The sequence below is a fragment of the Gordonia malaquae genome (assembly GCF_037148075.1).
GTDB classification, from domain to species: Bacteria; Actinomycetota; Actinomycetes; order Mycobacteriales; family Mycobacteriaceae; genus Gordonia; species Gordonia malaquae.
In genome coordinates this window covers 622,713-648,406 of the sequence record NZ_JBBCUB010000002.1, presented here as the reverse complement: position 1 = coordinate 648,406, position 25,694 = coordinate 622,713, and the positions used below count along the sequence as shown (strand labels likewise).

Sequence of the window (25,694 nt, the reverse complement as noted above, 5' to 3'; positions counted from 1 at the left end):
TCAGACGAATCCGCTCCGACTCCGCGACGGTCGGATCAAGGAGGGCGTAGCTTCCTGGTGGACGACCCACCAGGAGGCTCCTCATGAAGTTCACTCGTCTGCGCTGCATCGCGGTCGCCGCGTTCGCCCTTGCGGCGACCGCGACTGCTGTACCGGCCGTCACTCACGCGGAGCCGACTGCCGGATCAGGTATCCGGGTGGCAGCCGCCACCGACGACTGGCGGTGCACGGTTACCTTGACGATGAAGAACTACACCAATGCCCACAACTGGTACACGCTGGACTACTGGTTCGCTCAGGAGGACCAGCCGTGGGCGCCCACCGACGCCGAATTGATCAGTGGCTACAACAGGAATCCCGGTTACCCGAATCCCTTGCCGGCACCGTGGCGGCTGATCGCCGGCGCGAAGGAGGCGGTGGGGCGGTACACGCCGCCGAACGACGAGGCCGCAGCGGCGAACCTCGGATCCTTGCGCAGCGCCGTGCCTGCCGACTTCCCAGCTGAGCAGCGGTACGGGTACGGCGGCGTCTATACGAACTTCAACGCCGCGGCTCTGACGACGCCGTACACCACGAAGGTCACGTTCGATCTGCGAACCGTCACCCCGGCCCCTCCGCTCACGAGCGACGGTACGTACACGATCCGGTACCGCGTGTACCTCGGCCCGCAGACTCAGGCACTGGCGTTCTGGAAGCCCCGATCGATCACGGTTCGCGGCTGCAAGACCCCGACTGGCAGTTCCCTGGGCAGTTCCGACGGCTCGTGGGGATCGTCGGTGGGCTGACGGGTCAGAACGGTCCGAAGACCTGCTTCCATTCCGTGACGCGGACGGCTGCGACAGCGTCGGCAAGAGCGAACGGGTCGCGGCCGAGTAATTCGCGTGCGGCCTGCTCGTCGTCCGCGGTCACCATGAGTGCCGCGCCGGTGCCGTCGACGAACGGGCCGACGAACTGGAGTTCACCGGTCTCGTGAAGGGCTCCGAGGAACTCGCGGTGAGCGGGACGGTGTTCGTCCCGGACGGCGGCCTTGTCGGCGGCGTAGGTGTACTCGACGTGGAACAGTGGCACTTCGGTCTCCTGAGGTCTAAAGGTGAGCGAGCATACGGGTGTTGCCGAGCGTGTTCGGCTTGACGAAGCTGAGGTCGAGGAATTCGGCGACACCGGTGTCGTACGACCGGGTCATCTCCTCGTAGACCTCCTTTGTGACCGGGGTTCCGTCGATCTCGACGAAGCCGTGTCGGCCGAAGAAGGTCGTCTCGAACGTCAGGACGAACACACGCTGGAGGCCGAGGCTGCGCGCCTCGTCCATCAGTCTGGCGACCACTCGGTGACCCACGCCGCGGCCCGAGCACTCCTTGGCGACCGCGACGGTGCGCACCTCGCCGAGGTCGGACCACAGGACGTGCAGGGCCCCGCACCCGACGACGGTGTCGTCGATCTGCGCCACCCAGAACTCCTGGACCGCCTCGTACAGGGTGACGAGGTTCTTCTCCAGCAGGATCTTGCCCGCGTAGACGTCGATCAGCTCTTTGATCCGGGGAACGTCCGAGGTCCGGGCTCGACGCACGACGACCTCCGACGACCCGTCGGGACGTGGCGGCGGCTGCTGGTGCGACATGGAAAACAAGAATAGTCGCAGGTATGCGTCTGCCCGGCAGCGGTCGCCGGACGGCGTGCCGATAGGCTTACGTCCGTGACTGAACCAGTGCGCCGTGTCGACGGTGATCATGCGTCGGCGGTGCCGCCGGTGATCAATGTCGCGAACGCGTTGACGATGTTCCGCATCGTGCTGGTGCCGGTGTTCGTGGCGGCGTTGTTCATCGATTCGGGAGAATCGACGATATGGCGCATCACGGCGTTCGTCATCTTCGCGGTCGCGGCCATCACCGATCAGGTGGACGGCCGGATCGCCCGTGGATGGAATCTGGTGACGGATTTCGGCAAGATGGCCGACCCGATTGCCGACAAGGCGTTGATCGGCGCAGCTCTCCTCGGACTCTCCATTCTCGGCGTCCTTCCGTGGTGGGTGACGATCGTTATCCTCGCCCGCGAGATCGGTGTGACACTGCTGCGGTTCTGGGTCATCAGGCACGGCGTCATCGCAGCGAGCCGGGGCGGCAAGCTGAAGACACTGCTGCAGGCGGTGGCGATCGGCTTGTTCACGCTCCCGGACGTCGGAGCGCTGCACACCGTCGGCTGGGTCGTGATGGTCGCCGCGGTCGTGGCGACTGTCGTCACCGGGCTGGATTACGTGTGGCAGGCGATCCGGCTCCGCAAGTCGGGGTCGGCGTCGGCATGAGGTCGGTCCGACGGCCGACGAGGAACACCGCGGCGGCGACGAGCGTTGGTAAATTCGGATAGTGTCGTCGACACGGCTTGTGAGAATGATTTCGCGACCTGAGAGTGCGGGAGGAGTACACGTGACAGTGCTGCTGCGTGAGGCGATCGGCGATCAGTTGCGCCGTGTGCGGACCGGCCAGGGCCGAACACTGCGCGACGTGTCGACCGATGCGCGCGTCAGCCTCGGCTACTTGTCCGAGGTGGAACGCGGGCAGAAGGAGGCGTCGAGCGAACTGCTCGCATCGATCTGTGTCGCACTCGAGGTCGAGATCAGCGACGTGCTGCGCGATGTGGCGGGTGCCATGGCGCCGGTCGCGACCCTGCAGACCGACGCACTCGTCGAGGTCATCGCACCGCAGGGTGACGCTGCAGCTGCGCTTGCCGCGGCCTGAAACACGCATTCATCCGAGCAACTTCTCCCGCATCGAAACTCGTTAGGAACTAGGCAATGGCGAACCCCTTCGTGAAGTTCTGGAACTACATGATGGCTCTGGGCAACTCCAAGATCGACGAGCACGCCGACCCGAAGGTCCAGATCCAGCAGGCCATCGAAGACGCACAGCGGCAGCACCAGGCGCTGTCGCAGCAGGCAGCCGCTGTGATCGGCAACCAGCGCCAGCTGGAGATGCGACTGAACCGCCAGCTCGAGGAGATCGAGAAGTTGCAGGGCAACGCCCGTCAGGCGCTCACTCTCGCCGATCAGGCCGCCACCGCGGGCGACGCCGCGAAGGCTGCGGAGTACACGAACGCCGCCGAGGCGTTCGCCGCGCAGCTGGTGACCGCAGAGCAGAACGTCGAAGACCTCAAGGTGCTGCACGACCAGTCGCTGACCGCGGCCGCACAGGCCAAGCAGGCCGTCGAACGCAATGCGATGGCCCTGCAGCAGAAGCTCGCCGAGCGGTCCAAGCTGCTCAGCCAGCTCGAGCAGGCGAAGATGCAGGAGCAGGTCAGCGCTTCGCTCAACAGCATGAGTGAGCTCGCCGCGCCGGGCAACACCCCCAGCCTCGACCAGGTGCGGGACAAGATCGAACGCCGCTACGCGAACGCTCTCGGATCCGCGGAACTGGCCAAGGGATCTGTCGCAGGCCGCATGGCAGAAGTCGAAGCCGCAGGCGTCCAGCTCGCGGGCCACGCCCGTCTCGAGCAGATCCGCGCCAGCATGAACGGCGGATCGCTCACCGCAGGCACTGCGCCGGCCGCAGGCCAGGTTGCTCCCGCTCCCGCCGCACCTGCTGTGGACACGGAGAAGCACTGACCCGGATCGCGGTGGTGGCCGGCTCTGACGCCGGCCACGCCTTCCCTGCGCTCGGACTCGCATCGAAGCTGGTCGCCGCAGGCGACGAGGTGATCGTCTACACCGGTGGTAGATGGGTGTCCGAGGAGTCGCGTTCCGGGGCGAGCGTCCGGGAACTGCCCGGCCTCGCCGCACTGCCGGGGGAGGACGACGACGATGCGGGCGCCAAACTCAGCGCGCGTGCCGCCCGCATGGCGCTCGCGCTGGCGCCTGAACTCGCCGAGTCCGGTGTCGATCTGGTGGTCAGCGACGTGATCACCCGCGCAGGCGGATGGGCCGCCGAACTGCTCGGCGTCCCGTGGATCGAACTGTCGCCGCACCCGTTGTACGAGCAGTCGTGCGGGCTTCCACCGATCGGAGCCGGAATGGCGGCCGGAACCACTGTGACCACGCGTCTACGTGACACGGTGTTGCGGTCGATGAGCGCCCGTGCGGTCGCGTCCGGGGAGCGCGCCACAGCGGTCGCTCGACGCGGAATCATGCTTCCTCCGGCGCCACGGCCAGCGGCTCGCTTCGTCGCGACCCTGCCGGGCCTGGAAGTGCACCGTCCCGACTGGCCCGAGCGGACCCACCTCATCGGACCGCTTCTGCACGAGCCCACCGATGCGGTGTTCGATCGTCCGCCCGGCGACGGACGTCTTGTCGTCATCGCCCCGTCGACGGCACGGTCCGGCGAAGCCGACCTGGGCGCCGCGGCGTTGGAAGGCCTCTCCGATCTATCCGTAGAACGTCCGCTGCGCGTGGTGTACTCGGCCCTCACGCCGCCCCCGGCGGACGTTCGGGCGCCGTCCGCGCTCGTCGCCGGAACGGCTCGTCAGGACGAGGTCCTCGCCGATGCCGCGGTCGCTGTCTGCGGCGCCGGACACGGGATGCTCGCCAAGGCCCTGCTCGCCGGAGTGCCTGTCGTGACAGTCCCGGGTGGCGGCGATCAGTGGGAACTGGCGAATCGAGTGTCGCGCGCCGGAGCGGGTGTCATCGTCAGACCGGCGACCCCGGCTGCGATAGCCGCCGCCGTGAAGCAGGTACTCGACGATCCCTCGTACACCGACAACGCTCGGCGGATCGGGGCGGGAGTGGCCGCGACCGTCGATCCCGTCCCGATCGTTCGCAGAATCCTCACGAAAGCGCCCTTGACATGCGTCTGACAGAATTCAACGAGATGGTCGGGATCGAGTTCGGACGTCTGCGGTCAGATGCGATGCTCGTCGACCACGTGCTCATCGAACTGGGCGGCCGCACGGGCGCCCAGGCCATCGCCGACGGCGTGGATCCGCGCGACGTGTGGCGTGCACTCTGCCGCGACTTCGAGGTCCCACCGGAACGCTGGTGAGGTTCCATCACACGATGTTCGGGCGTGTCGCTTGCAGTCGAACATCTGTTCGCTAGACTGCAGTGGAACCGAATCACCGTTCCGTGCGTCCAACCTTGTATGAAGACGATCAGCAAGGTCCCGGACATCAGCACTACGACGCAGACTCGGAACGGCTCGACAAAATTGTCGGAGGTCGGCTCTACGGTGGTCACAGAACCGCCGGATGAGCCGGAGAAAGACCAGAACGAGGAGACCAACATGGCACCCGTCACCGATCGACAGAAGGCGCTCGACCTCGCACTCGCGCAGATCGACAAGAACTTCGGCAAGGGCTCGGTCATGCGACTGGGCGAAGACACCCGCCCGCCGATGGAGGTGATCCCCACCGGTTCGGTTGCGCTCGACATCGCGCTGGGCATCGGGGGTCTGCCCCGCGGTCGCGTCGTGGAGGTCTACGGCCCGGAATCGTCGGGTAAGACCACGGTTGCGCTCCACGCGGTCGCGAACGCGCAGGCCGCAGGCGGCATCGCAGCGTTCATCGACGCCGAGCACGCTCTCGATCCCGACTACGCGGCCAAGCTGGGTGTCGACGTCGACGCGCTTCTCGTGTCCCAGCCGGACACCGGAGAGCAGGCGCTGGAGATCGCCGACATGCTGATCCGCTCGGGCGCTCTGGACATCCTCGTCATCGACTCCGTCGCGGCTCTGGTGCCGAAGGCCGAGATCGAAGGCGAGATGGGCGACAGTCACGTCGGCCTGCAGGCCCGTCTCATGAGCCAGGCCCTCCGCAAGATGACCTCCGGTCTGAACAACTCGAACACCACTGCGATCTTCATCAACCAGCTTCGCGAGAAGATCGGTGTCATGTTCGGCTCGCCGGAGACCACAACCGGCGGCAAGGCGCTCAAGTTCTACGCTTCGGTCCGCCTGGACGTGCGTCGCATCGAGACACTGAAGGATGGCACCGACGCAGTCGGCAACCGCACGCGTGTCAAGGTCGTCAAGAACAAGGTCGCGCCGCCCTTCAAGCAGGCCGAGTTCGACATCCTGTACGGACACGGCATCAGCCGCGAAGGCTCGCTGATCGATCTCGGCGTCGCCGAGGGCTTCATCCGGAAGTCCGGCTCGTGGTTCACCTACGAGGGCGACCAGCTCGGCCAGGGCAAGGAGAAGGCCCGTACCTTCTTGATCGAGAATCCCGACATCGCCAATGAGATCGAGACCAAGATCAAGGACAAGCTCGGCATCGGCCGCCGTGACGCAGTCGACGCCGACGCCGTCGCACCCGAACCCGTCGACTTCTGACCTCGTCCATGGTGGAGCGTAAATCCACCGGCTCGGGCCCGTCCGCCTGGGACGCCGCACTGCGGCTCCTCGGTGCACGGGCCCGCAGTCGTCAGGAGATGCAGGATCGGCTCGTCGCACGGGAGTTCCCGCCGGACGAGATCGAACGGACCATGACTCGACTGGACGAGTGGAAACTGCTCGACGACGAAGAGTTCGCGCAGCAGTGGGTCCGGTCGCGCAGCGCGACGTCGCAACGAGGCAGGCTCGCACTCAAACGGGAGCTTCGGACCAAGGGAATCGACGACGACGTCGCCGCGCAGGCGCTCGAGACGATCGACGCCGAAGCCGAACGCGAGATCGCGTACTCTCTCGCCGAGAAGAAGCTCACATTCGACGCCGACGATCTCGCCGACCCGGCAGTGCGAGCGAAAGCGTACCGTCGGCTGACCGGGGCGCTCGGACGCCGCGGGTACCCGCCGGACGTGATCACGTCCGTGGTGAAGGACGTGATCGCCGCCCGGCGGGACGCCGGGGACTGATCGATCAGCCGCCCACGTCGGCCTTCGGTGCGTCGGCGTCGATCGCGGGCAGCTTGCCCGACTTCCGCTTGCCCTCGCGAAGGCGCCGCTCCATGCGGCGAGCGAGCGTGGTGAGCGCGAAGTTCAACACGATCATGATCACCGCGACCACGATCAGCGACGGCAGGTAGTTCCCGAAGTACGACGCAGCCTTCTGCCCGGATCGGACCACCTCGATGTAGCCGATCGCGTAACCGAGAGCGCTGTCCTTCAGCGCGATGACCATCTGCGACACGAGTGCGGGCAGCATGGCGGTCACGGCCTGGGGGAGCAGGATCAGGCGCATCATCTGCGACTTGCGCATGCCGATCGACTTCGCGGCCTCGGCCTGCCCCTTCGGGAGCGATTCGATGCCCGCCCGGAGGATCTCGGCGATCACCGAACCGTTGTAGAAGGTCAGACCGAAGACGACGGCCGCGAACGCCAACTGCGACGACGGGACCACCGCGTAGGCGGCGAAGAAGTAGTACGCGAAGTAGATCAGGATCAGCACGGGGATCGCGCGGAACACTTCGACGAGCACGCCGGAGACCTTCCGCACCCAGGCGTGGTCGGACAGACGGCCGACGCCGAGGACCGCGCCGAGGACCAGGGCGAAGACGACGGAGAGAACCGCGGCCTTCAACGTGCCGAGGATGCCCGGGAGGATCCACGTGGTCCACGTGCCGGCTTGCGTGAACGGCTCCCACTTCTCCGAGGTGAGCTGGCCGTTGTCGTTCAACGCCATGACGATGTACACGATCACGGCCACCAGCAACGCCAGGAAGACGACGGTGCTGATCATGTTGCGAGTGCGGGCGCGTGGGCCCGGTGCGTCGTAGAGGACGGTCGCCTGCTGGCTCATCGCTTGACCGCCCATCGCTTGGCGGCCCATCCGAAGACGGCGCCCTCCGACAGGGTGATGATCATGAACCCGACGGCGATGATCGCGAAGATCGCCATGATCTGGTCGCCGTTGGTCTCCAGCTCGGTCTTCATCAGCAGCGACGCCTCAGCGACACCGATGACCGATGCGATCGTCGTGTTCTTGGTGAGCGCGATGAGCACCGAGCCCATCGGTGCGATGACCGTCCGCATGGCCTGCGGTAGGACGACAAGTCCGAGCACCTGCGGGAACGACATGCCGAGTGACCGTGCGGCCTCGGCCTGCCCGAGTGGAACCGTGTTGATGCCGGACCGGAGAGTCTCGCAGACGAAGGTCGCCGTGTAGAGGACGAACGCGAGGATCGCGAGCCGGAAGTTGTTGTTCACGATGAAGTCGCTGTCCTCGGGCGCCAGTGCCAGACCCAGGTTCTGGTACAGGCCGACTGAACAGAACAGAACGATCAGAGTCAGCGGGGTGTTGCGGACGATGTTCACGTAGGTCGTTGCGAACCCGCGCATGATGGGAACGGGCGACACGGCCATCGCGGCGAGCAGCGTTCCCCAGATGAGAGCTCCGACGGCGGAGATCAGCGTCAGTTTGATCGTCATCCAGAAGGCGGGCCACAGTGCCGGGCCCATGGTGTCCCAGAGTGTGGACATCAGGCGGCTCCTTCACAGGGTGTGGACTTGCTTGTCAAGAATTCGAGATCGCCGACTGTCGGCAGGAGGTCGTAGTCGACCTTCGGGTCGTCGGCGCGGGCGGCGAACGCGTCGACGTCCTTGTCGCCGAGGTTCTCGCGCAGCGCGATCTCCCACGGGGACTGGCCGCCGGGCGGCGCAACGAGCATCGCCGTGAGCGCCCTGTTCACGGCGTCGACCGCTTCCGGGTACTCCTGCGCCATGCCGATGCCGTACCGCTCCTTCGAGAACGGCGCACCGGCCTTCTTGAGTGCGTCCTTGACACACGCGTCCTTCGGGTAGGTCATCGAGACGAGCTTGAACTCCCCGGGGTACCGATTGGAGTATCCGGCGAGGATCGTCTCGTCCGTGGTCAGCGCGTCGACTTTGCCTCGGCGCAACGCCTCGACACAGGACGAGTACGAGTCGTACTCCTGCAGCTGGACTCCGCTCAGCTGAGCCTTCACGTTCTGCGCGGGCGTCGATCCGGACACCGAACAGAGCTTCTTGCCGTTGTTGAGGTCGGTCAGCGAGGTCAGAGTGTCGTCGTCCTGCCGAACGAGGAGTCCCTGATAGGTGATGAGGTACGGGCCCGCGAACGCCACCTTCTTGGAGCGTGCGGCGTTGATGGAGTAGGTGGCGGCGATCATGTCGACCTCGCCGTTGTTGATCAGCGTCTCGCGCTGGGCGGACGGAGTCTCGCGCCACGAGATCTCCGGGTGGGCGACACCGAGCTCGTCTGCGATGTGGTTCACCACGAACTCCGACACCTCGGGGTCGAATCCGACCACTGATGCGTCGGGCTTCTGCATGCCCATGCCAGGCTGATCGAACTTGGTTCCGAGGATCACCTTGCCGTTGCGGATCGAGTCGAGCAGGTTGCGCGGTTCGGAACTGCCGCATGCGGCCAGTGCCGTCGCCAGCACGGCGATCACCGCCGCGACGACCGCAAGTCGTCGTAGGGGAGAGGGTCTGCTCATGTCAGTGCCCCAGGATCTTGGACAGGAAGTCCCTGGCCCGTTCGGACTTCGGTGCGGTGAAGAAGCTCTCCGGATCGGTGTCCTCGACGATTGCGCCGTCGGCCATGAAGATGATCCGGTCGGCGGCCTTGCGCGCGAAGCCCATCTCGTGGGTAACCACGACCATCGTCATGCCCTCGCGGGCCAACGACACCATCACGTCGAGGACTTCGGAGACCATCTCGGGGTCGAGCGCCGACGTCGGCTCGTCGAACAGGATCACCTTCGGGTCCATCGCGAGCGAGCGGGCGATCGCGACGCGCTGCTGCTGCCCGCCCGACAGTTGCGCCGGGTACTTGTCCTTCTGCTTCGTGACACCGACGCGGTCGAGGAGTTCGAGGGCGTGCTTCTCGGCGTCTGCCGAACTGACTTTGCGGACTTTGGTCGGGCCCATCGTGACGTTCTGCAGGATCGTCTTGTGGGCGAAGAGGTTGAAGGACTGGAAGACCATGCCGACGTCGGATCTCAGTCGGGCCAGGTCCTTGCCTTCGGCGGGAAGCAACTCACCTTCGATCCGGATCTCGCCGCTGTCGATCGGTTCGAGTCGGTTGATGGTGCGGCAGAGAGTCGACTTGCCAGAGCCTGAAGGCCCGAGCACGACGACCACTTGGCCGCGTGGGATCTCGATCGTGATGTCTTGCAGCACATGGAGGTCGCCATAGTGCTTCTGAACATGCGTCATCGAGATCATCGGTGTGACGTTCGAGTCGTTCATGTGTACCAACGTAGTTGTGGCAACGGCCACAGGTCTGCAGGACGGGCGAAGAACTGTGTTTCAGACGTGTAAAGATCGGCGTCCGGTCGATTTGCCCCGCCACGTAATCTGGAGGGGTGAGCAGTGCAGCGATGAAGTCGTATTCGGTACGGACCTACGGGTGTCAGATGAACGTCCACGATTCCGAGCGCATCGCGGGACTTCTCGAGGACGCCGGATACGTCGCCGCTCCCGACGGTGACGACGCAGACCTCGTCGTCTTCAACACCTGCGCGATCCGCGAGAACGCCGACAACAAGCTGTACGGCAACCTGTCGCACCTGGCACCGGTGAAGTCCGCTCGGCCGGGCATGCAGATCGCCGTCGGCGGGTGTCTTGCGCAGAAGGACAAGGACGTCGTCCTGAAGAAGGCGCCCTGGGTGGACGTCGTGTTCGGCACACACAACATCGGATCGCTGCCCGCATTGCTCGACCGCGCCAGGCACAACGAGGAGGCGCAGGTCGAGATCCTCGATTCGCTCGAGACCTTCCCGTCGACTCTGCCCGCACGTCGAGACTCGGCGTACTCGGGCTGGGTGTCGGTGTCGGTCGGCTGCAACAACACCTGCACGTTCTGCATCGTCCCGTCACTGCGCGGCAAGGAGGTCGATCGTCGGCCGGGCGACGTGCTGGCCGAAGTGCAGGCGCTCGTCGATCAGGGGGTGCTCGAGGTGACGTTGCTCGGTCAGAACGTCAACGCCTACGGCATGTCGTTCGCCGACCCGGACACACCGCGCAACCGCGGTGCGTTCGCCGAGCTGCTCCGCGCGTGCGGGGACATCGAGGGCCTCGAGCGCGTCCGCTTCACGTCGCCCCACCCCGCTGAGTTCACCGACGACGTGATCGAGGCGATGGCGCAGACTCCCAACGTGTGCCCGCAGCTGCACATGCCTTTGCAGTCGGGTTCCGACCGGGTGCTCAAGGCGATGCGACGGAGCTACCGCAAGGCCAAGTACCTCGGCATCCTCGAACGTGTCCGCGAGGCGATGCCGCACGCCGCGATCACGACCGACATCATCGTCGGGTTCCCCGGCGAGACCGAGGAGGACTTCGCCGAGACCCTCGACGTCGTCGAGAAGGCCCGTTTCTCCAGCGCGTTCACGTTCCAGTATTCGGCGCGTCCCGGCACGCCCGCTGCGACCATGGCCGATCAGGTTCCGCAGGAGGTGGTGACCGAGCGGTATCAGCGTCTCATCAAGCTGCAGGAACGGATCTGCCTGGAAGCGAACGAAGAACTCGTCGGCACTGACGTGGAGTTGCTCGTCGTCGCGGACGAGGGCCGCAAGAGTTCGGCGACGGGCCGGATGACGGGCCGCGCACGAGATGGTCGCTTGGTGCACTTCGCCGTCGACGACCGCACCGCTGTCCGGCCGGGCGACATCGTGACGAGCACGATCACCGAGGCCGCACCACACCACTTGATCGCCGACGCCGGCGTCGCCTCGGTCCGGCGGACTCGGGCGGGCGACGCCCATCAGGCGGGAACCACACCCACGACGGCGCCGGTCGGCGTGGGACTCGGCATGCCGATGGTCGGCGCGTCGCCGATCATCGAAACGGCTTCGGCCTGCGGAACTGGAGGATGCGCATGAGTGCGGACGAGACGTCGACGTTCGGCGAATACGAAGACGACCTGAAGAAGGCCGAGCAGAAGGTCGCGGGCGAGATCGATCCCGGCGCGCGTGCCGTGGTCGTGGCCGTCTGCGTGCTGGTCGCACTGCTGTCGGTGATTCTGCCGCATGCGGGCGCGGCCAACGGGCTCGACGTGATGACGATGTCGGACACCGCGCACGCCGAAGCGATCGCGCTTCCGTCGCGCGTGTTCGTCTACCTGCTGGTGATCTTCGGGATCGGCTTCTCGATCGTCGCACTGCTGACCCGCCGGTGGGTGCTGGCCTGGCTCGCGCTGTGCGGCTCCGCCGTGGCATCCGTTGCCGGCATGCTTGCGATCTGGACGCGGAACACGGTCGGCGTCGCCGACTGGACAGTGCCGTCGGGTGCGGGGATCGGACTGCTCCTCGGCTGGTTCGCCGTGATCGTGCTGACGTTCCACTGGTCGCGCACAGTGTGGGCCCGCAGCAACTACCACCTCGCATTGGAGGCAGAGCGCCGCGAGAAGGCGGCGGAGCAGGAAGCAGCGGGTCTGGCTCTCCAGCGGAAGTCGGGCACCGGAGGCAACTGACGCCCGGCGCCCGACTTCGACCGGCTACCGGTCGGAGAGTGCGGACTGAGCGGTGCCCGCCCAGTCGCGCCACTGCGCTGCCTGCTCGCGGAACTTCGCGGCGTCCCGGTCCTTGCCTGCCTCGGCTGCCTTCGCCGCCTGCTCTTCGAGCTTCTCGGCGCGCTCGGTGAACTGCGCGGCACGTGCCTGCGCTTCGGGATCGGTGCGGCTCCAGTCGGCGTCCTCCGCGTCGCGCAGCGCCTTCTCGAGAGCGCGGACGCGACCTTCGAGAGCGTGCATCTGCTCGCGGGGGACCTTGCCGATCTCCTCCCACTTGTCGCGGAACGCGCGGAACTGAGTACGTGCCGCTTCGAGGTCCTTCTCCGGATCGATGGACGCCTCGGCCTCGGTGAGGAGTTCGAGCTTGACCTTCGCGTTCTCAGCGAACTCGGCGTCGCGTTCGGAGTTGACGGCGTTCCGCGCCGCGAAGAAGACGTCCTGTGCTGCCTTGAAGCGCACCCACAGGGCTTCGTCGGCGTCGCGGGGCGCTCGCCCTGCGGCCTTCCACTCCTGCAGGAGATCGCGGAAGCGGCCCGCGGTGGGCCCCCAGTCGGTGGATGACGAGAGGGCCTCAGCCTGAGCGATCAGTTCCTCCTTGCGCGACTTGGCGCCCGCACGTTCCCGATCGAGGTCGGCGAAGTACGCGCCGCGCCGACGATTGAACGCGTCGCGCGCCTTGGAGAACCGCTTCCACAGCGCGTCGTCCGTCTTGCGGTCGACGCCCTTGATCGTCTTCCACTCGTCGAGGATGGCGCGTAGACGGTCGCCGCCGGTCTTCCACGACGTGCCCTCGGAACCGATCTGCTCGGCCTCCGAGGCGAGTTCCTCCTTGCGGGCGATCGCCGCCGCGCGCTGTTCACCGCGTTCGGCCTTCACCTCCTCGGCGACGCCGTCGGCACTCGCGACGATGCCGCCCAGGCGTGCGGCGAGTTCGTCGACGTCGCCGATGACCTGAGCGTTCGGCAGCTCTTCAAGGAGGTGGGCCGCGGCGGTCTGTGTCTTGCGGGGATCACCGGACCGCGCCGCAAGACGTTCCTCCAGGATCTCGACCTCGGTCGCGAGGTCGGCGAACTTGCGCGCGAAGTGGGCCAGCCCCTCGTCGACGGTTCCCGCCTGCCACGACCCGATACTGCGTTCGCCCGACGAGGTGATCAGCCACACGGTTCCGTCCGCGTCGATGCGGCCGTGCTTGGACGGATCGCCGACGGCTACGTGGTGCACCGGGACCGCGGGGGTCGGGGCACCGTGCGGACGAGGGCCGGGCTTCGGCCCGGACGTCGACGGACCTGGCTTGGGGGCTGGGGTCGGGTTGGTCATCTCGGGTGTCCCTACTGCTATCGCCGCGCGTCACGGCTGCCGATCACTACGGACTTCATTCAAGCAGGTCAGATCCAGGCGCGGGGCCGCCCACCGCAGATTTGGGTAAAGCTGCGGCGATGCCGGTACGGTCGGTCCCATGCTTGCCCAGGTTGCGATCGTCCCGAGTGCTCCGGTTCTGCTCCCCGAATTGTCCGGTCCGGATGCGCCCGAGGTGATCGACGTCCGCGCAGCTGCACTGGCGGCCGCGGAGAGTCTCGGCACCGCGGCGGAGAGGTGGGTGGCGATCGGCGCCGACGGTCCGAACAGGCGTTTCTCGTCCTACGGCGTCGACGTTCCGGTGACGCTCCGGGCCGGAGGCGACGACGAGCGGTCTCCGCTGTCGATACTGATCGCCGCATGGCTGCGCGGTGAGACGTCGCCGGCAGCGTCCATCCGGCCGCTTGTGGTGGATCCATTGTGGACGCCGCAGGAGGCTGCGTCGGCCGGGTTCGACCTCGCCAAGAGCATCGGCGACTACCCGATCCCGGTCGGCGTGTTGGTCGTCGCCGACGGCGCCACCGCGTTGACGCCGTCGGCACCGGGCGGTGGCGACCGCCCATCTGCGCACGCGCTGCAGCGAACCGTCGACGACGCGATCGCTTCGGTCGATCTGGAGGCGTTGGCCGCTCTTGATCCCGCGGCGTGCGAGGCCGACGGCGTGGGTGGGCGAGTCGCTCTGCAGGTCCTCGCGGCGTTGGCGCGAGGCCACGAGATGACGTCAGAGCTCCGGTACGCGGATGCGCCGCTCGGTGTCGGGTACACGGTCGCCACATGGACTCCCCGGTGATTGCCCCGATCGCGATCGTCGGGCCGACGGCCAGCGGGAAGTCGGCACTGGCCCTCGACCTCGCCGAGCGGTTCGGCGGGCAGATCGTCAACGTCGACGCGATGGCTCAATACCGTGGGATGGACATCGGGACCGCGAAGCCGCCGGTCGACGAGCGTCGCGGCATACCTCATCACCTGTTCGACGTACTCGACGTCACCGAGACGGCGACGGTCGCGGGGTACAAGGTTGCGGCGACCGTGGTGATCGAGCGGCTGTTGGCGGACGACGTCACGCCGGTCATCGTCGGCGGATCGATGATGTACGTGCAGGGACTGCTCGACGACTGGGAGTTTCCCGCCACCGATGCGCAGGTGAGAGCTCGATACGAGGCGGAGCTCGACCGCATCGGGTCACTCGCGCTGCACGCGCGCCTCGGCGAGGTCGACCCCGCCGCGGCGTCGACGATCCTCGACACGGACGGCAGACGGATCGTGCGGGCGCTCGAAGTCGTCGAGATCACCGGCCGGCCGTTCGCGGCCTCCGCGCCGACCATCGGGGAACCGCGTTGGGGCACAAGAATCCTGGCGATCGACCGCGAGCGGGACGTGCTCGACGCGCGGATCGAGGAGCGGACGGCCCAGATGTTCGCGTCGGGCTTCCGCGACGAGGTCGTCGCACTGTGTGAGCGGGGCCTGCGCGACGGGAAGACCGCATCGCAGGCGATCGGGTACGCACAGATGCTCGCTCACCTCGACGGCGAGTACGATCTGGACACGGCACAGGAGCTGACGTTCATCGGCACTCGCCGCTACGTCCGCAGACAGCGGTCCTGGTTCCGGCGCGATCACCGCGCGATCTGGCTTGATGCGGCGTCGCCGACACTGTTCGCCGAAGCCCTCCGGGCGCTCGACAGGTAAAATCGCCTGCATGACTGCCGCGCCCGCACTCTCGTTCGTCAAAGGCCATGGAACCCAGAACGACTTCGTGGTGATCCCGGACCCGACGGTCTCCGTCGATCTGACGACCGAGCTGGTGAGCGCACTGTGCGACCGGCAGCGAGGCATCGGCGCCGACGGAGTGCTGCGCGTGGCCACCGCCGGTGCACTCGTCGGTGCAGGCGTGATCGACGCACTGCCGGACGGTGTCGCTGCCGACGACTGGTTCATGGACTACCGCAACGCCGACGGATCGATCGCCGAGATGTGCGGCAACGGGGTCCGCGTGTTCGCCCATTACTGTCGGGCGGCCGGGCTCGTCGACTCGGACACGTTCCCCGTCGGTTCGCGGGCCGGGTCTCGGCCGGTGGTGGTCCACCGCTTCGACGCTGTCGACGCCGATGTGAGTGTCGCGATGGGCCATGTGCGACTCGACGGACCGAGCGCGGTCGGGATCGCCGGAGGCCGTTACATCGGTGAGCGAGTCGACGTCGGCAATCCGCACCTGGCGTGTGTCGTCGAGGGCCTCACCGTCGACTCACTCGCTGCGTTGGATTTGACGACCGGAGCGCAGCTCGATGCCGACGTGTTTCCGAACGGCGCCAATGTGGAGATCCTGACGCCGCTCGCACCATCAGAATCCGACGTCGACTTCACCGCGCACATGCGGGTGTTCGAGCGGGGCGTGGGGGAGACACGATCGTGCGGCACCGGCCTCGTCGCGGCGGCGAGCGCCGCGCTCCACGGGATCGGGCGCGACGCCGGAGTCGTTGGCATCACGATTCCCGGCGGTGACGTCGTGGTGACCGTCGCCGACGGCGCTGCCGTCCTCCGTGGACCGTCCCGGCTTGTGGCCCGCGGCGAGCTCAATCCCGGCTGGGCGGTCCTCTAGACGGCCCGGCCGGGAAACTCACGTGCATCGTCCCTGCCTCACCGGGCACAATGGTGCACAGAATGACTGAAACTCACATCGACACCCCCGAACATCCCACCACCGGTGAACTCGCGCTCGACGATCGCGCGTCACTGCAACGTGTCGTCGGACTGTCCACCGAACTCGACGACGTCACCGAGGTCGAGTACCGCCAGCTCCGACTCGAGCGCGTCGTGCTCGTCGGCGTCTGGACGTCCGGCACACTCGCGCAGGCCGAAGCCAGCCTCGCCGAACTCGCTGCACTTGCCGAGACCGCGGGCTCCGAGGTTCTCGAAGCCCTGTTCCAACGGCGGTCCAAACCCGACCCGGCGACGTACCTCGGGTCCGGCAAGGCACAGGAGGTCCGCGAGGTCGTCCTCGCCACCGGCGCCGACACCGTCGTCTGCGACGGCGAGCTGACTCCCGCTCAGCTGACCGCGCTCGAAAAGGTCGTCAAGGTCAAGGTGATCGACCGCACGGCCCTGATCCTCGACATCTTCGCCCAGCACGCCACGTCGCGCGAGGGCAAGGCACAGGTGTCCCTCGCCCAGATGGAGTACATGCTCCCGCGTCTGCGCGGCTGGGGCGAGTCGATGTCCCGCCAGGCCGGCGGTCGTGCCGGCAGCAACGGAGGCGTCGGCCTCCGCGGGCCCGGTGAGACCAAGATCGAGACCGACCGCCGCCGGATTCGTGAACGAATGGCCAAGCTCCGCAAGGAGATCCGCGGCATGAAGACCGCGCGCACCGTGAAACGAGCGGCCCGCCGCCGGGGCACCGTTCCCGCGCTCACCGTGGTCGGCTACACGAATGCGGGCAAGTCGAGCCTGGTCAACGCCATGACCGGGGCCGGCGTGCTGGTGCAGGACGCGCTGTTCGCCACTCTCGACCCGACGACCCGCCGCGCGGAACTCGCCGACGGCCACGAAGTGGTCTTCACCGACACCGTCGGTTTCGTCCGACACCTGCCGACTCAGCTCGTCGAAGCGTTCCGGTCGACGCTCGAAGAGGCGGTCGACGCGGATCTGCTGATCCACGTCGTCGACGGCGCCGACCCCTTCCCGGATCTGCAGATCTCCACGGTCCGTCAGGTGCTCCGCGAAGTGCTCGAGGAGGAGAAGCTTCCGCCGCCGCCGGAGATGTTGGTGATCAACAAGATCGACGCGATCGACGATGTGCGCATGACCACCCTGCGTGCGGAGTTCCCCGACGCGGTCTTCGTGTCGGCGCGCACGGGCGAAGGGCTGCCCGGCCTGTTCGACCGCATCACCGCGTTCGTCCAGCGTGACGACGTCGAAGCAGACCTCCAGGTCCCGTTCGCCCGGGGCGAGGTGATCTCGCGGCTCCACCAGTACGCGCATGTGCTGTCGACCGAGCACAACGCCGACGGCACTCGTCTGCACGTGCGCATGCCGTCCGCGCTGGCGGGAGAACTCGAGGACCTCATCGTTTAGGAACACCGAAGGCGCCCGCACGGATGCGGGCGCCTTCGGTGTTCGTGTCGAAAGAGAAGCTCTATTCGGCGTCGAGGTCCTTCGCGACCAGAGCCGCGATGGTGTCCACGGCGGCCTGGTCGTCGCTCTCGACGGTGATCGTCGCGCCCTTCTCGGCGCCGAGCGTCATGATCATCAGCGCACTGCCAGCGTCGACCGGGTCACCGCCGTCTGCGGCGAGGGTGACCGACGAGCCGAGGGCGGCCGCGGCTTCTGCGATCAGAGTCGCCGGGCGAGCGTGGAGACCGACTGCGGAGCCGACGGTCACGGTGGTGCTGGGCATGTGGTGCGCCTTTCGGATTGTTTTTACTTCAGGGTCAAGCGGAGTCGGAGTCAGGCGGTGGCGGCGGCGGGAGCGGTGTCCGCTGCGTCGTCGGTGGCGCGTGGCTTGATCTGCTTGGCGGCGATCACCGCGAACGCGGAGACAACCATGCCAACGAGGATAGCGATCAGGAACTTCCACCACGTTCCGTTCATCGCGAAGAGCACGAAGACGCCGCCGTGCGGCGCACGCAGTTCGGCGCCGAGCGCCATCGACAGGCCGCCGGTGACGGCGCCGCCGAGCATCATCGACGGGATCACGCGCAACGGGTCTGCCGCCGCGAACGGGATGGCGCCTTCGGAGATGAATGACGCGCCGAGCAGCCACGCCGCTTTGCCGTTCTCTCGCTCGGGTTCGGTGAACAGACTCGGTCGGAGCGTGGTCGCGAGCGCCAGAGCCAGCGGCGGGACCATGCCCGCGGCCATCACTGCCGCCATGAACTGCCACTGGCCTGCGCCGGCGTCGGCGGCGGCGAGACCGGCCACGCCCACCGCGTATGCGGCCTTGTTCACCGGGCCACCGAGGTCGAAGCACATCATCAGGCCGATGACGATGCCGAGGATCACCTTGGAACTGCCCGACATCGAGTTGAGAGCGTCCTCGAGCGAAGTGTTCACCCACGACAGGGGACCGGCGAGCAGCATGTACATGATCGCGCCGGTGATCAGCGTGCCGAGCAGCGGAATGATCACCACCGGCTGCAGTCCACGAGCCCACTGCGGGAGCGGAAGCTTCGAGAGCCACAGCGCGACGACACCCGCGATCAGACCTCCGACGACGCCGCCGATGAATCCGGAGCCGACCGTGACGGCGATGACACCGGCGGTGAAACCCGGCGCCAGGCCTGGCCGATCGGCGATCGCGTACGAGATGTAGCCGGCGAGGACGGCGACCATCAGGCCCATCGCGGCACCGCCCACCGCGAAGCTGACGCCGCCGATGTACTCGGCGAGCCCTCCCGAAGGCAGGTCCCAGAGGGTGTTGTTGAGCGCGACGTACGCGCCGTTCGACAGGCCCGAGTCGCCGTGTGAGTTTCCGATCTCGTATCCGGCGATCAGGAATCCGAGAGCGATGAGCAGACCGCCTGCCGCGACGAAGGGGATCATGTAGCTGACGCCGGTCAGCAGCGCCTGCTTCAGGCGTCCGCCGACGCCGATGCCGCCGTCGTTCGTCTCACTCGTGGCGTCGGCGCCGTCACCGGCCGCGACGCGACGTGCGTGCGGGTCGGTGGACGCTGCCACCGCTTCGCCGATCATGGTGTCGGGTTCGTTGATCGCGCGCTTGACGCCGGACTCGATCACCGGTTTGCCGGCGAACCGCTCGCGGCCCTTCACACCGACGTCGGTCGCGAAGATCACCGCGTCTGCAGCGGACAGTTGGGCCGCGGTGAACGGTGTGGTCCCGCTGGATCCCTGCGTCTCGACGGCGAAATCGACGTCGGCCCGTTCGGCGGCGAGTTTGAGGGCGTCCGCGGCCATGTAGGTGTGGGCGATGCCGGTGGGGCAGGCTGTGATCGCGAGAATCGACGTCTTGCCCGTCGGCTCGGAAGCGGGTTCTGGAGCAGGAGCCGGAGCGGCCGGTTTCGGAGTGACGGCGTCGGTGACGAGCTCTACGATCGTGGTGTCGTCGGGTGCGTCGCGCAGGCTCTGGACGAACTCCGGGCGGACCAGAGCGCGTGCGAGGGCGCTGAGCACCTTCATGTGCTCGCTGCCCGCGCCGGCGGGCGCAGCGATCAAGAAGACGATGTCCGCCGGTCCGTCCTTCGCTCCGAAGTCGACGGGGCGGGACAGTCGGGCCATCGCGAGAGTCGCGGAGGTGACCGATTCCGCGCGAGCGTGGGGGATCGCGATGCCGCCCGGCAATCCGGTCGGGGAGCTCGCCTCGCGGGCGAGCGCACCAGCGATGAGATCGGACGGGTCTGCGGAGCGGCCGGCGTCACCGACGAGCGCCGCGAGGGTGCGGACTACAGCCTCGGTGTCGGCGCCCGCGTCGGCGTCGAGCAGCACCAGCGATGGAGCGATGATGGGATCGGACATTGTCTTCTACCTTGCTGTGGGGCGGGGAGGGGGTCTACAGGCGGGTGACGGTGATGCGTGCGTGGTCGAGCAGGTCTGGGGTCGGTGGGGTGGTGCCGGGCAGTGACGCGGCGGCGGAGCCGTATGCGACAGCCCGCGCGAGGCGATCGGCCGGGTCGGCGCCGGCGTGGTCGGCGATCAGATAGCCGGCGAGGGAGGCGTCGCCTGCCCCGACGGTGCTCCGGACCCGCACCTCGGGCGCCGAGGCGAACCAGGCTTCGCCTCCGACCGCAAGCACGGCGCCCGCGCCGCCGAGAGTGGTGAGCACCGCTCCACGGGTGGATTCGGCGAGTGCGATGGATGCGCGCGCCGCCTCCGAAGGATCGCCGTCGGCCGCGGCGGACTCGAGTGCGACGGGATCCGCGCCGGTCAATTCCGCAAGTTCCTCAGAGTTCGGCTTCATCAGATCCGGGCCCGCAGCCGCCACGTGACGCAGAGGAGCGCCTGAGGTGTCGACCGCGATGTGCACGCCGACGCCGCGAAGCGCGCCGATGACGTCGGCGTACCAGGTTGCGGGCAGACCGGGCGGGAGTGAGCCGCAGAGCGCCAACCAGTCCGCGTGGGCTGCATGCTCGACGATGGCCGTCACCAGGGACTGCGCCTCGGCGGCGTCGAGCTTCGCGCCGGGTGCATTGATCTTGGTGGTGACGCCATCGGGGTCGGCGATCGTCAGGTTCACCCGGACGTCTCCGGCCACGTCGATCGCGCTGTGCGGCAGGCCTGCTCGTTCGAGGTGATGGACGAACGAGTCGCCCGCGTGCGCAGGCGCCACAGCCATCGTCGGAAGCCCTGCGGCATCGACGACTCGGGCCACGTTCACGCCCTTCCCGCCCGGCTGGTCGACAACACCGACCGGTCGGTGGACGCCGCCGGGTATCAACGGCCCGTCCAGTTGAACCGTCCGGTCGATGCTCGGATTGGCTGTGACTGTCAGAATCATGCGACGACCACCTCGATGTCGTGTTCGGTCAGTGCGGTGACGAGAGCCGGGTCGATGCCGGCGTCGGTGACGAGGACGTCGACGTCCTCCAGGCCGGAGAAGCCGACGAGTTCCTGGCGGTTCATCTTCGACGAGTCGGCCAGCACCACCACGCGGTCGCAGCAGGCGATCATCGCCCGTTTGGTCGCGGCTTCGTCGGAGTCTGGAGTGGACAGGCCGTGATCGGCGGTGAGCCCGTTTGTGCCGATGAACCCGACGCTCACATGAAGTCGCGCGAATGCCTCGACGGCATCGGCGCCGACCGCAGCCTGCGTCTTCGGTCGGAGTCTGCCTCCGATCAGCAGCACCGTAGACCGTGACAATCCGGTGAGCGACGACGCGATCGGCACGCTGTTGGTGACCAATTGCAGGCGTGCGTCACCACTCACCGCAGTCGCGGCCTGGTATGTGGTGCTCCCGGCGTCGAAGAGGACCGAACCACCGGTGGCGGGCAGGAAGCGCTGCGCCGCGACGCCTATCGCGGCCTTCTCGGACTGACGCGCGGCCTCCCTCGACGGGAGGTCCGGTTCGTCGACGACGGCGGCGACGTCGAGTCGCACTGCTCCGCCGTGAACACGCATCAGGCTGCCGGAACGCTGCAGGACCGCGAGGTCGCGCCGGACGGTCTCGCCGGTGACTGCGAATCGTTCAGCCAGCTCGGCGACGGACACGCGGCCGCGTTGGCGGACTTCGTTCGCGATCGCCTGTTGGCGTTCTTCGGCGTACATGTGACGACTCCTGGTCAGCTGAGCACTTGTGTGTTGATTCATCTTCGTTTGCTTGGATTACATCTTTGTTTACTCCCGTACCGTCGGGTGCGTCAAGGACTTCTTGTAATCTCTCTCACATGAGCCAGATCGATGCCGCGCCCGTGCAATCCGCCGACAACCCGTTCGCCGCCAGTTCCGTCGTGACCGGGACTCCGGTGGTCGGCGGGCTCGCATACGGCCCGATCATCCGCATCGGTGAGCGGCCGACGTACGACGCATCGGCCGCGCCCGTGGCCGACACCGAGCGCGAGTCCGAGGCCGCACGTTTTGTCGATGCCGCGACAGTGGTGGCCGCACGCCTCTCCGAACGGGCATCGCACAGCACCGGCGTCTCCGCTGAAGTCCTCACTGCCACAGCGGGTCTCGCTCGCGATCGCGGGTGGATCGGCGCGGCGTCCAAGCTCATCGCCGCGGGCAGCCCGGCGCCGGCCGCCGCCGCCGCGGCCACTGAACAGTTCGTCGAGATGTTCACCAAACTCGGTGGCCTGATGGCGGAGCGAGTGACCGACCTGCGCGATGTCCGCGACCGGGTGATCGCCGAACTCCTGGGCCTTCCGGAGCCGGGGATCCCGACGCCCGAGGTGCCGTCAATCCTGTGCGCCGACGATCTGGCGCCGGCGGACACCGCCGGACTCGATCCGGCGTTGGTTGTCGGATTGGCGATGCGGCTCGGCGGACCGAGCAGTCACACGGCGATCATCGCCCGCCAACTGGGCATCCCGTGCATCGTCGCCGCGGCCGACCTCGACGACATCCCGACCGGCGCGCACGGTTACGTCGACGGCGGCACCGGAACCATCGGTATCGACCCTGATGAGGACTTGATCTCGGCCGCGATCGTCGCGGCGCGCGACACGGCGGAGAAAATCGCCGCGTGGCGGGGTCCCGGTGCAACGGCCGACGGAGAGCCGGTCCTCATTCTCGCGAACGTGGCCGACGGCGTGTCGGCGCGGGCCGCGGCAGACGCGCCCGTGCAGGGTGTCGGCCTGTTTCGGACCGAGCTCGCATTCCTCGACCGTGCGACCGAACCGACGCTCGAGGAGCAGACGGCGCTGTACCGCGAGGTCATCGATGCATTCGACGGTCAGAAGGTGGTGATCCGAACCCTTGACGCGGGCTCGGACAAGCCGCTGAAGTTCGTCGCGAACACCGACGAGCCGAATCCGGCGATGGGTGTGCGTGGGAACCGGATAGTCGCGACGTACCCGGAGATCCGCAACGGGCAACTCGATGCACTCGCCGCCGCGGCGAAAGGGGCCGGGGCGGTTCCGTGGGTGATGGCGCCGATGATCGCGACGGTCGACGAGGCTCGCGAGTTCGCCGGTCAGGTGCGTGGTCGGGGCATGGTTCCCGGCGTCATGATCGAGGTGCCGTCGGCGGCGATACTTGCCGACAAGATCCTTGCCGAAGTCGATTTCGTGTCGGTCGGGACGAATGATCTGACGCAATACACGATGGCCGCCGACCGCATGTCGCCTGAACTCGCGTCGCTCACCGATCCATGGCAGCCCGCTGTTCTCGCACTCATCGAGATGATCGGACGGGCAGGAGAGAAGCACTCCAAGTCGGTCGGCGTCTGCGGCGAGGCTGCGGCTGATCCCCTGCTGGCCTGCGTACTCGTCGGGCTCGGCGTGCGATCGTTGTCGTCCGCCCCGGCGGCGTCGCCCGCGGTGGGACTCAAGCTCGGCGGCGTGACGTTGCAGCAGTGCCGTGACGCCGCGACCGCAGCGCTCGCGGCGACCAGCGCATCCGGCGCGCGCGATGCCGCGCGTGCCGTGGTCGGCGCCTGAGGACCGGCGCCGACCACCAGCGGTGATGCGTCAGATACGACGCATCACCGTGACGACCTTGCCGAGAATCGCGGCGTCGTCGCCGGGGATCGGCTCGAAATGCTCGTTGTGGGGGAGCAGCCACACGTGGCCGTCCTTACGCTTGAACGTCTTCACCGTGGCCTCGCCGTCGATCATCGCCGCGACGATGTCGCCGTTCTCGGCGACGTTCTGCTGACGGACGACCACCCAGTCGCCGTCGCAGATGGCGGCGTCGATCATCGACTCGCCGACCACGCGAAGCATGAACAGCGAGCCGTCGCCGACAAGTTCCTTGGGCATCGGGAACACTTCTTCGACAGCCTGTTCGGCGAGAATCGGGCCGCCGGCGGCGATGCGGCCGAGCACCGGCACGAAGGTCGGCGTCGGCAGCGACTCCGACGAGTCGTCGGCGGGAGGCGTGCGATTGTCGTCTCGGACGTTCACCGCGCGCGGACGATGCGGATCGCGCTTGAGGAGACCGCGGCGCTCGAGTGTCCGGAGTTGATGCGCCACCGACGATGTCGACGTGAGGCCGACGGCTTCGCCGATCTCGCGGATGCTCGGCGGGTAGCCGCGCTCCCGGACCGACTTCCGGATCACCTCGAGCACTTCACGCTGACGCTGAGTCAGCGACGCCTCCAGGGTGGAGGTCGAGAGCAGGGGATCGGGATTGTCCGCCATCGTCGGTCCTTTCCATTCGAACATCGCATGTGAACTGACCTCGACGTTAGTCGACTGGATCACAGATTTCAAACAATTGTTCGACGTGTTGCTGACTTTGTCGGACCCATGGTGTTAACTATCGAACAAAGGTTCTTCGAACAGTTGATCGAACAGGAGGCTCCGATGAGTCAAGCACTGATCACCCGCCCCGCCGCTCGCGCGGACCGCTCACCCGAGCGTGCGCGCATCTCCGCTATGACCTGCGATATTCCGGTCGTCGACACGCGGCGCGTCGATCATTCGAGTCCGCGCGTGGACGGCGATGTGTGCCGCCCGACAGGGCGAGGACGACGACGATCGGCAGGCGTCGACTCGCTCAAGCATGAGCCGCAGGCGCAGTGGGAGGCCCGCGATCGGGCGGTCCTCCGGCCCAGTCGGGCGTCCCGATCGACCGTGGCCTCGCCGGCGACGAACCGTTCGAACACCGAGGCCGTGTTCCGTCGTCGTCGAGTCGTCGGCTCGCTGCTTCTCGGTGCGGTGCTGGCCGGCGTGGTGTGGATCCTCGCGATCATCGGAGGGTCGTACCAGGATGCGGCGACGCCCGACGTTCCGGCGGCCACCCAGGTGGTCCATGTCCGGTCCGGAGAGTCGCTGACGGACGTCGCTCACCGGATCGCACCTGATCTGCCCGCGGCGGGGGTGGTTGCTCAGTTGCGTGCGATGAACGGTCTGGACACGTCGGGTCTGCGGGTGAGTCAGTCCCTGGTTGCTCCCGCGTACTGACCGCCTCGAGCTGGACGTTATCATCGGGGGATGCGCTGCCCGTTCTGCAAGAACGACGACACACGAGTGGTGGACTCCCGAGTTGCCGATGACGGCCTGGCGATCCGCCGCCGTCGATCATGCGCAGAGTGTGGTCGACGCTTCAGCACGGTGGAGGCAGCGGTGCTGTCCGTCGTGAAGCGCAACGGGGTCACCGAACCGTTCAGCCGCGAGAAGGTCATGAAGGGCGTCCGTCGGGCGTGTCAAGGCCGCAGCGTCGACGAAGACGCGCTCGCCAAGCTCGCCTCGCAGGTGGAAGACACCGTACGTGGTCTCGGCTCGGCCGAGATACCGAGCAATGAGGTCGGACTGGCGATCCTGCGTCCGCTCCGCGACCTCGACGAGGTCGCCTACCTGCGGTTCGCCTCCGTCTACAAGTCGTTCGAATCGGCGGACGACTTCCAGAAGGAGATCAACGAGCTCCGCGAGCGCGTTTGAC

Annotated in this window: 29 protein-coding genes; 17 read left to right on the top strand and 12 right to left on the bottom strand. The window is 67.2% G+C overall.

Going from position 1 to position 25,694, the window contains the following annotated elements:
- Positions 1-83 precede the first annotated feature (83 nt).
- Entirely contained in the window at positions 84-785 is a 702-nt protein-coding gene (locus WFK36_RS10110) for a hypothetical protein (protein WP_336791529.1), read from the top strand.
- Between the two features lie 4 nt (positions 786-789).
- Here WFK36_RS10110 and WFK36_RS10105 read toward each other — a convergent pair whose 3' ends face one another.
- On the bottom strand, positions 790-1,068 hold the full coding sequence (locus WFK36_RS10105) for a YciI family protein (RefSeq protein WP_008379289.1): 279 nt from the start codon (positions 1,066-1,068) through the stop codon (positions 790-792).
- 16 nt (positions 1,069-1,084) lie between these two features.
- A complete protein-coding gene (locus tag WFK36_RS10100) occupies positions 1,085-1,618 on the bottom strand; it encodes an amino-acid N-acetyltransferase (protein ID WP_052005401.1) in 534 nt (177 codons plus the stop codon).
- Between the two features lie 75 nt (positions 1,619-1,693).
- On the opposite strand from WFK36_RS10100, the gene pgsA reads away from it, so the two are divergent.
- The 7 genes from pgsA to WFK36_RS10065 all read left to right on the top strand — a co-directional run bounded on the left by pgsA (position 1,694) and on the right by WFK36_RS10065 (position 6,772).
- A complete protein-coding gene (gene pgsA / locus WFK36_RS10095; protein ID WP_040520022.1) occupies positions 1,694-2,299 on the top strand; it encodes a CDP-diacylglycerol--glycerol-3-phosphate 3-phosphatidyltransferase in 606 nt (201 codons plus the stop codon).
- Positions 2,300-2,420: 121 nt separating this feature from the next.
- A complete protein-coding gene (locus tag WFK36_RS10090) occupies positions 2,421-2,732 on the top strand; it encodes a helix-turn-helix domain-containing protein (RefSeq protein WP_008379285.1) in 312 nt (103 codons plus the stop codon).
- A 56-nt stretch (positions 2,733-2,788) separates the two neighbouring features.
- Positions 2,789-3,595, top strand: a complete 807-nt coding sequence (locus WFK36_RS10085) for a PspA/IM30 family protein (protein WP_008379283.1) — start codon at positions 2,789-2,791, stop codon at positions 3,593-3,595.
- 14 nt (positions 3,596-3,609) lie between these two features.
- Positions 3,610-4,779, top strand: a complete 1,170-nt coding sequence (locus tag WFK36_RS10080) for a glycosyltransferase (protein ID WP_336791528.1) — start codon at positions 3,610-3,612, stop codon at positions 4,777-4,779.
- Positions 4,770-4,964: a DUF3046 domain-containing protein gene (locus WFK36_RS10075; RefSeq protein ID WP_008379281.1), complete on the top strand. Its 195-nt coding sequence runs from the start codon at positions 4,770-4,772 to the stop codon at positions 4,962-4,964. Before WFK36_RS10080 ends, WFK36_RS10075 begins: the two co-directional genes overlap by 10 nt.
- 240 nt (positions 4,965-5,204) lie before the next feature.
- Entirely contained in the window at positions 5,205-6,251 is a 1,047-nt protein-coding gene (gene recA / locus WFK36_RS10070; protein ID WP_008379280.1) for a recombinase RecA, read from the top strand.
- A gap of 8 nt (positions 6,252-6,259) precedes the next feature.
- Positions 6,260-6,772 carry a regulatory protein RecX gene (locus tag WFK36_RS10065; protein ID WP_336791527.1) on the top strand — a complete coding sequence of 171 codons (513 nt, stop codon included), beginning with the start codon at positions 6,260-6,262 and terminating at the stop codon, positions 6,770-6,772.
- 4 nt (positions 6,773-6,776) lie between these two features.
- Here WFK36_RS10065 and WFK36_RS10060 read toward each other — a convergent pair whose 3' ends face one another.
- The 4 genes from WFK36_RS10060 to WFK36_RS10045 are packed head-to-tail and all read right to left on the bottom strand — an operon-like array spanning position 6,777 to position 10,063.
- The gene (locus WFK36_RS10060) at positions 6,777-7,655 is read right to left on the bottom strand and encodes an amino acid ABC transporter permease (RefSeq protein WP_336791928.1); all 879 of its coding nucleotides are present in this window, start codon (positions 7,653-7,655) and stop codon (positions 6,777-6,779) included.
- Positions 7,652-8,335: an amino acid ABC transporter permease gene (locus WFK36_RS10055; RefSeq protein WP_008379277.1), complete on the bottom strand. Its 684-nt coding sequence runs from the start codon at positions 8,333-8,335 to the stop codon at positions 7,652-7,654. The genes WFK36_RS10060 and WFK36_RS10055 overlap by 4 nt, the downstream gene beginning before the upstream one ends.
- Positions 8,335-9,333, bottom strand: coding sequence for a glutamate ABC transporter substrate-binding protein (locus WFK36_RS10050; RefSeq protein ID WP_336791526.1), 999 nt, complete (start codon positions 9,331-9,333; stop codon positions 8,335-8,337). The genes WFK36_RS10055 and WFK36_RS10050 overlap by 1 nt, the downstream gene beginning before the upstream one ends.
- Position 9,334: 1 nt before the next feature.
- Positions 9,335-10,063 (bottom strand): amino acid ABC transporter ATP-binding protein, encoded by a 729-nt coding sequence (locus WFK36_RS10045; RefSeq protein ID WP_157435990.1) that lies wholly within the window; start codon positions 10,061-10,063, stop codon positions 9,335-9,337.
- 155 nt (positions 10,064-10,218) lie between these two features.
- Between WFK36_RS10045 and miaB the strand changes: the two genes are divergently transcribed.
- Both miaB and WFK36_RS10035 read left to right on the top strand, forming a co-directional pair.
- A complete protein-coding gene (miaB, locus tag WFK36_RS10040; protein WP_008379274.1) occupies positions 10,219-11,718 on the top strand; it encodes a tRNA (N6-isopentenyl adenosine(37)-C2)-methylthiotransferase MiaB in 1,500 nt (499 codons plus the stop codon).
- Positions 11,715-12,308, top strand: coding sequence for an Rv2732c family membrane protein (locus tag WFK36_RS10035; protein WP_008379273.1), 594 nt, complete (start codon positions 11,715-11,717; stop codon positions 12,306-12,308). The genes miaB and WFK36_RS10035 overlap by 4 nt, the downstream gene beginning before the upstream one ends.
- 24 nt (positions 12,309-12,332) lie before the next feature.
- Here WFK36_RS10035 and WFK36_RS10030 read toward each other — a convergent pair whose 3' ends face one another.
- Positions 12,333-13,664, bottom strand: coding sequence for a DUF349 domain-containing protein (locus WFK36_RS10030; protein WP_336791525.1), 1,332 nt, complete (start codon positions 13,662-13,664; stop codon positions 12,333-12,335).
- A 139-nt stretch (positions 13,665-13,803) separates the two neighbouring features.
- Here WFK36_RS10030 and WFK36_RS10025 point away from each other — a divergent pair, with 139 nt between their 5' ends.
- From WFK36_RS10025 to hflX, 4 genes are all read left to right on the top strand, one after another.
- Positions 13,804-14,493: a class III extradiol ring-cleavage dioxygenase family protein gene (locus WFK36_RS10025; RefSeq protein ID WP_336791524.1), complete on the top strand. Its 690-nt coding sequence runs from the start codon at positions 13,804-13,806 to the stop codon at positions 14,491-14,493.
- Entirely contained in the window at positions 14,478-15,392 is a 915-nt protein-coding gene (gene miaA, locus WFK36_RS10020) for a tRNA (adenosine(37)-N6)-dimethylallyltransferase MiaA (protein ID WP_336791523.1), read from the top strand. The genes WFK36_RS10025 and miaA overlap by 16 nt, the downstream gene beginning before the upstream one ends.
- Before the next feature lie 10 nt (positions 15,393-15,402).
- A complete protein-coding gene (dapF, locus tag WFK36_RS10015; protein ID WP_336791522.1) occupies positions 15,403-16,302 on the top strand; it encodes a diaminopimelate epimerase in 900 nt (299 codons plus the stop codon).
- Between the two features lie 62 nt (positions 16,303-16,364).
- Entirely contained in the window at positions 16,365-17,774 is a 1,410-nt protein-coding gene (hflX, locus tag WFK36_RS10010) for a GTPase HflX (RefSeq protein WP_336791521.1), read from the top strand.
- Positions 17,775-17,835: 61 nt separating this feature from the next.
- On the opposite strand, the gene WFK36_RS10005 is transcribed toward hflX, so the two are convergent.
- From WFK36_RS10005 to WFK36_RS09990, 4 genes are read right to left on the bottom strand one after another with little or no spacing between them, the layout of a single operon-like run.
- Positions 17,836-18,096 carry an HPr family phosphocarrier protein gene (locus tag WFK36_RS10005; RefSeq protein WP_008379267.1) on the bottom strand — a complete coding sequence of 87 codons (261 nt, stop codon included), beginning with the start codon at positions 18,094-18,096 and terminating at the stop codon, positions 17,836-17,838.
- Between the two features lie 50 nt (positions 18,097-18,146).
- Positions 18,147-20,171 carry a PTS fructose transporter subunit IIABC gene (locus WFK36_RS10000; RefSeq protein ID WP_008379266.1) on the bottom strand — a complete coding sequence of 675 codons (2,025 nt, stop codon included), beginning with the start codon at positions 20,169-20,171 and terminating at the stop codon, positions 18,147-18,149.
- A gap of 34 nt (positions 20,172-20,205) precedes the next feature.
- Positions 20,206-21,150 (bottom strand): 1-phosphofructokinase family hexose kinase, encoded by a 945-nt coding sequence (locus WFK36_RS09995; RefSeq protein WP_336791520.1) that lies wholly within the window; start codon positions 21,148-21,150, stop codon positions 20,206-20,208.
- Positions 21,147-21,917, bottom strand: a complete 771-nt coding sequence (locus WFK36_RS09990) for a DeoR/GlpR family DNA-binding transcription regulator (protein ID WP_008379264.1) — start codon at positions 21,915-21,917, stop codon at positions 21,147-21,149. The genes WFK36_RS09995 and WFK36_RS09990 overlap by 4 nt, the downstream gene beginning before the upstream one ends.
- Positions 21,918-22,036: 119 nt before the next feature.
- Between WFK36_RS09990 and WFK36_RS09985 the strand changes: the two genes are divergently transcribed.
- Positions 22,037-23,749, top strand: a complete 1,713-nt coding sequence (locus tag WFK36_RS09985; protein WP_336791519.1) for a phosphoenolpyruvate--protein phosphotransferase — start codon at positions 22,037-22,039, stop codon at positions 23,747-23,749.
- Between the two features lie 30 nt (positions 23,750-23,779).
- On the opposite strand, the gene lexA is transcribed toward WFK36_RS09985, so the two are convergent.
- Entirely contained in the window at positions 23,780-24,451 is a 672-nt protein-coding gene (gene lexA / locus WFK36_RS09980) for a transcriptional repressor LexA (RefSeq protein ID WP_008379262.1), read from the bottom strand.
- A 165-nt stretch (positions 24,452-24,616) separates the two neighbouring features.
- Between lexA and WFK36_RS09975 the strand changes: the two genes are divergently transcribed.
- Together WFK36_RS09975 and nrdR are read left to right on the top strand one after the other, a co-directional pair.
- Positions 24,617-25,216, top strand: coding sequence for a LysM peptidoglycan-binding domain-containing protein (locus tag WFK36_RS09975; RefSeq protein ID WP_008379261.1), 600 nt, complete (start codon positions 24,617-24,619; stop codon positions 25,214-25,216).
- Positions 25,217-25,246: 30 nt separating this feature from the next.
- Entirely contained in the window at positions 25,247-25,693 is a 447-nt protein-coding gene (gene nrdR / locus WFK36_RS09970) for a transcriptional regulator NrdR (RefSeq protein WP_008379260.1), read from the top strand.
- The last annotated feature ends 1 nt before the right edge of the window (position 25,694 follow it).

Excerpts from the sequence above, each read along its gene's own strand:
- lexA (WP_008379262.1), bottom strand. The coding sequence starts at position 24,451 with ATGGCGGACAATCCCGATCCCCTGCTCTCGACCTCCACCCTGGAGGCG.
- dapF (WP_336791522.1), top strand. The coding sequence starts at position 15,403 with ATGACTGCCGCGCCCGCACTCTCGTTCGTCAAAGGCCATGGAACCCAG.
- WFK36_RS10045 (WP_157435990.1), bottom strand. The coding sequence starts at position 10,063 with ATGATCTCGATGACGCATGTTCAGAAGCACTATGGCGACCTCCATGTG.
- WFK36_RS10060 (WP_336791928.1), bottom strand. The coding sequence starts at position 7,655 with ATGAGCCAGCAGGCGACCGTCCTCTACGACGCACCGGGCCCACGCGCC.
- WFK36_RS10100 (WP_052005401.1), bottom strand. The coding sequence starts at position 1,618 with ATGTCGCACCAGCAGCCGCCGCCACGTCCCGACGGGTCGTCGGAGGTC.
- WFK36_RS10025 (WP_336791524.1), top strand. The coding sequence starts at position 13,804 with ATGCTTGCCCAGGTTGCGATCGTCCCGAGTGCTCCGGTTCTGCTCCCC.
- miaA (WP_336791523.1), top strand. The coding sequence starts at position 14,478 with ATGGACTCCCCGGTGATTGCCCCGATCGCGATCGTCGGGCCGACGGCC.
- WFK36_RS10035 (WP_008379273.1), top strand. The coding sequence starts at position 11,715 with ATGAGTGCGGACGAGACGTCGACGTTCGGCGAATACGAAGACGACCTG.
- WFK36_RS10085 (WP_008379283.1), top strand. The coding sequence starts at position 2,789 with ATGGCGAACCCCTTCGTGAAGTTCTGGAACTACATGATGGCTCTGGGC.
- WFK36_RS10030 (WP_336791525.1), bottom strand. The coding sequence starts at position 13,664 with ATGACCAACCCGACCCCAGCCCCCAAGCCAGGTCCGTCGACGTCCGGG.
- WFK36_RS10005 (WP_008379267.1), bottom strand. The coding sequence starts at position 18,096 with ATGCCCAGCACCACCGTGACCGTCGGCTCCGCAGTCGGTCTCCACGCT.
- WFK36_RS09975 (WP_008379261.1), top strand. The coding sequence starts at position 24,617 with ATGAGTCAAGCACTGATCACCCGCCCCGCCGCTCGCGCGGACCGCTCA.
- miaB (WP_008379274.1), top strand. The coding sequence starts at position 10,219 with ATGAAGTCGTATTCGGTACGGACCTACGGGTGTCAGATGAACGTCCAC.
- WFK36_RS09985 (WP_336791519.1), top strand. The coding sequence starts at position 22,037 with ATGAGCCAGATCGATGCCGCGCCCGTGCAATCCGCCGACAACCCGTTC.
- WFK36_RS10075 (WP_008379281.1), top strand. The coding sequence starts at position 4,770 with ATGCGTCTGACAGAATTCAACGAGATGGTCGGGATCGAGTTCGGACGT.
- WFK36_RS10050 (WP_336791526.1), bottom strand. The coding sequence starts at position 9,333 with ATGAGCAGACCCTCTCCCCTACGACGACTTGCGGTCGTCGCGGCGGTG.
- WFK36_RS09995 (WP_336791520.1), bottom strand. The coding sequence starts at position 21,150 with ATGATTCTGACAGTCACAGCCAATCCGAGCATCGACCGGACGGTTCAA.
- WFK36_RS09990 (WP_008379264.1), bottom strand. The coding sequence starts at position 21,917 with ATGTACGCCGAAGAACGCCAACAGGCGATCGCGAACGAAGTCCGCCAA.
- WFK36_RS10065 (WP_336791527.1), top strand. The coding sequence starts at position 6,260 with ATGGTGGAGCGTAAATCCACCGGCTCGGGCCCGTCCGCCTGGGACGCC.
- WFK36_RS10110 (WP_336791529.1), top strand. The coding sequence starts at position 84 with ATGAAGTTCACTCGTCTGCGCTGCATCGCGGTCGCCGCGTTCGCCCTT.
- recA (WP_008379280.1), top strand. The coding sequence starts at position 5,205 with ATGGCACCCGTCACCGATCGACAGAAGGCGCTCGACCTCGCACTCGCG.
- WFK36_RS10000 (WP_008379266.1), bottom strand. The coding sequence starts at position 20,171 with ATGTCCGATCCCATCATCGCTCCATCGCTGGTGCTGCTCGACGCCGAC.
- hflX (WP_336791521.1), top strand. The coding sequence starts at position 16,365 with ATGACTGAAACTCACATCGACACCCCCGAACATCCCACCACCGGTGAA.
- WFK36_RS10055 (WP_008379277.1), bottom strand. The coding sequence starts at position 8,335 with ATGTCCACACTCTGGGACACCATGGGCCCGGCACTGTGGCCCGCCTTC.
- nrdR (WP_008379260.1), top strand. The coding sequence starts at position 25,247 with ATGCGCTGCCCGTTCTGCAAGAACGACGACACACGAGTGGTGGACTCC.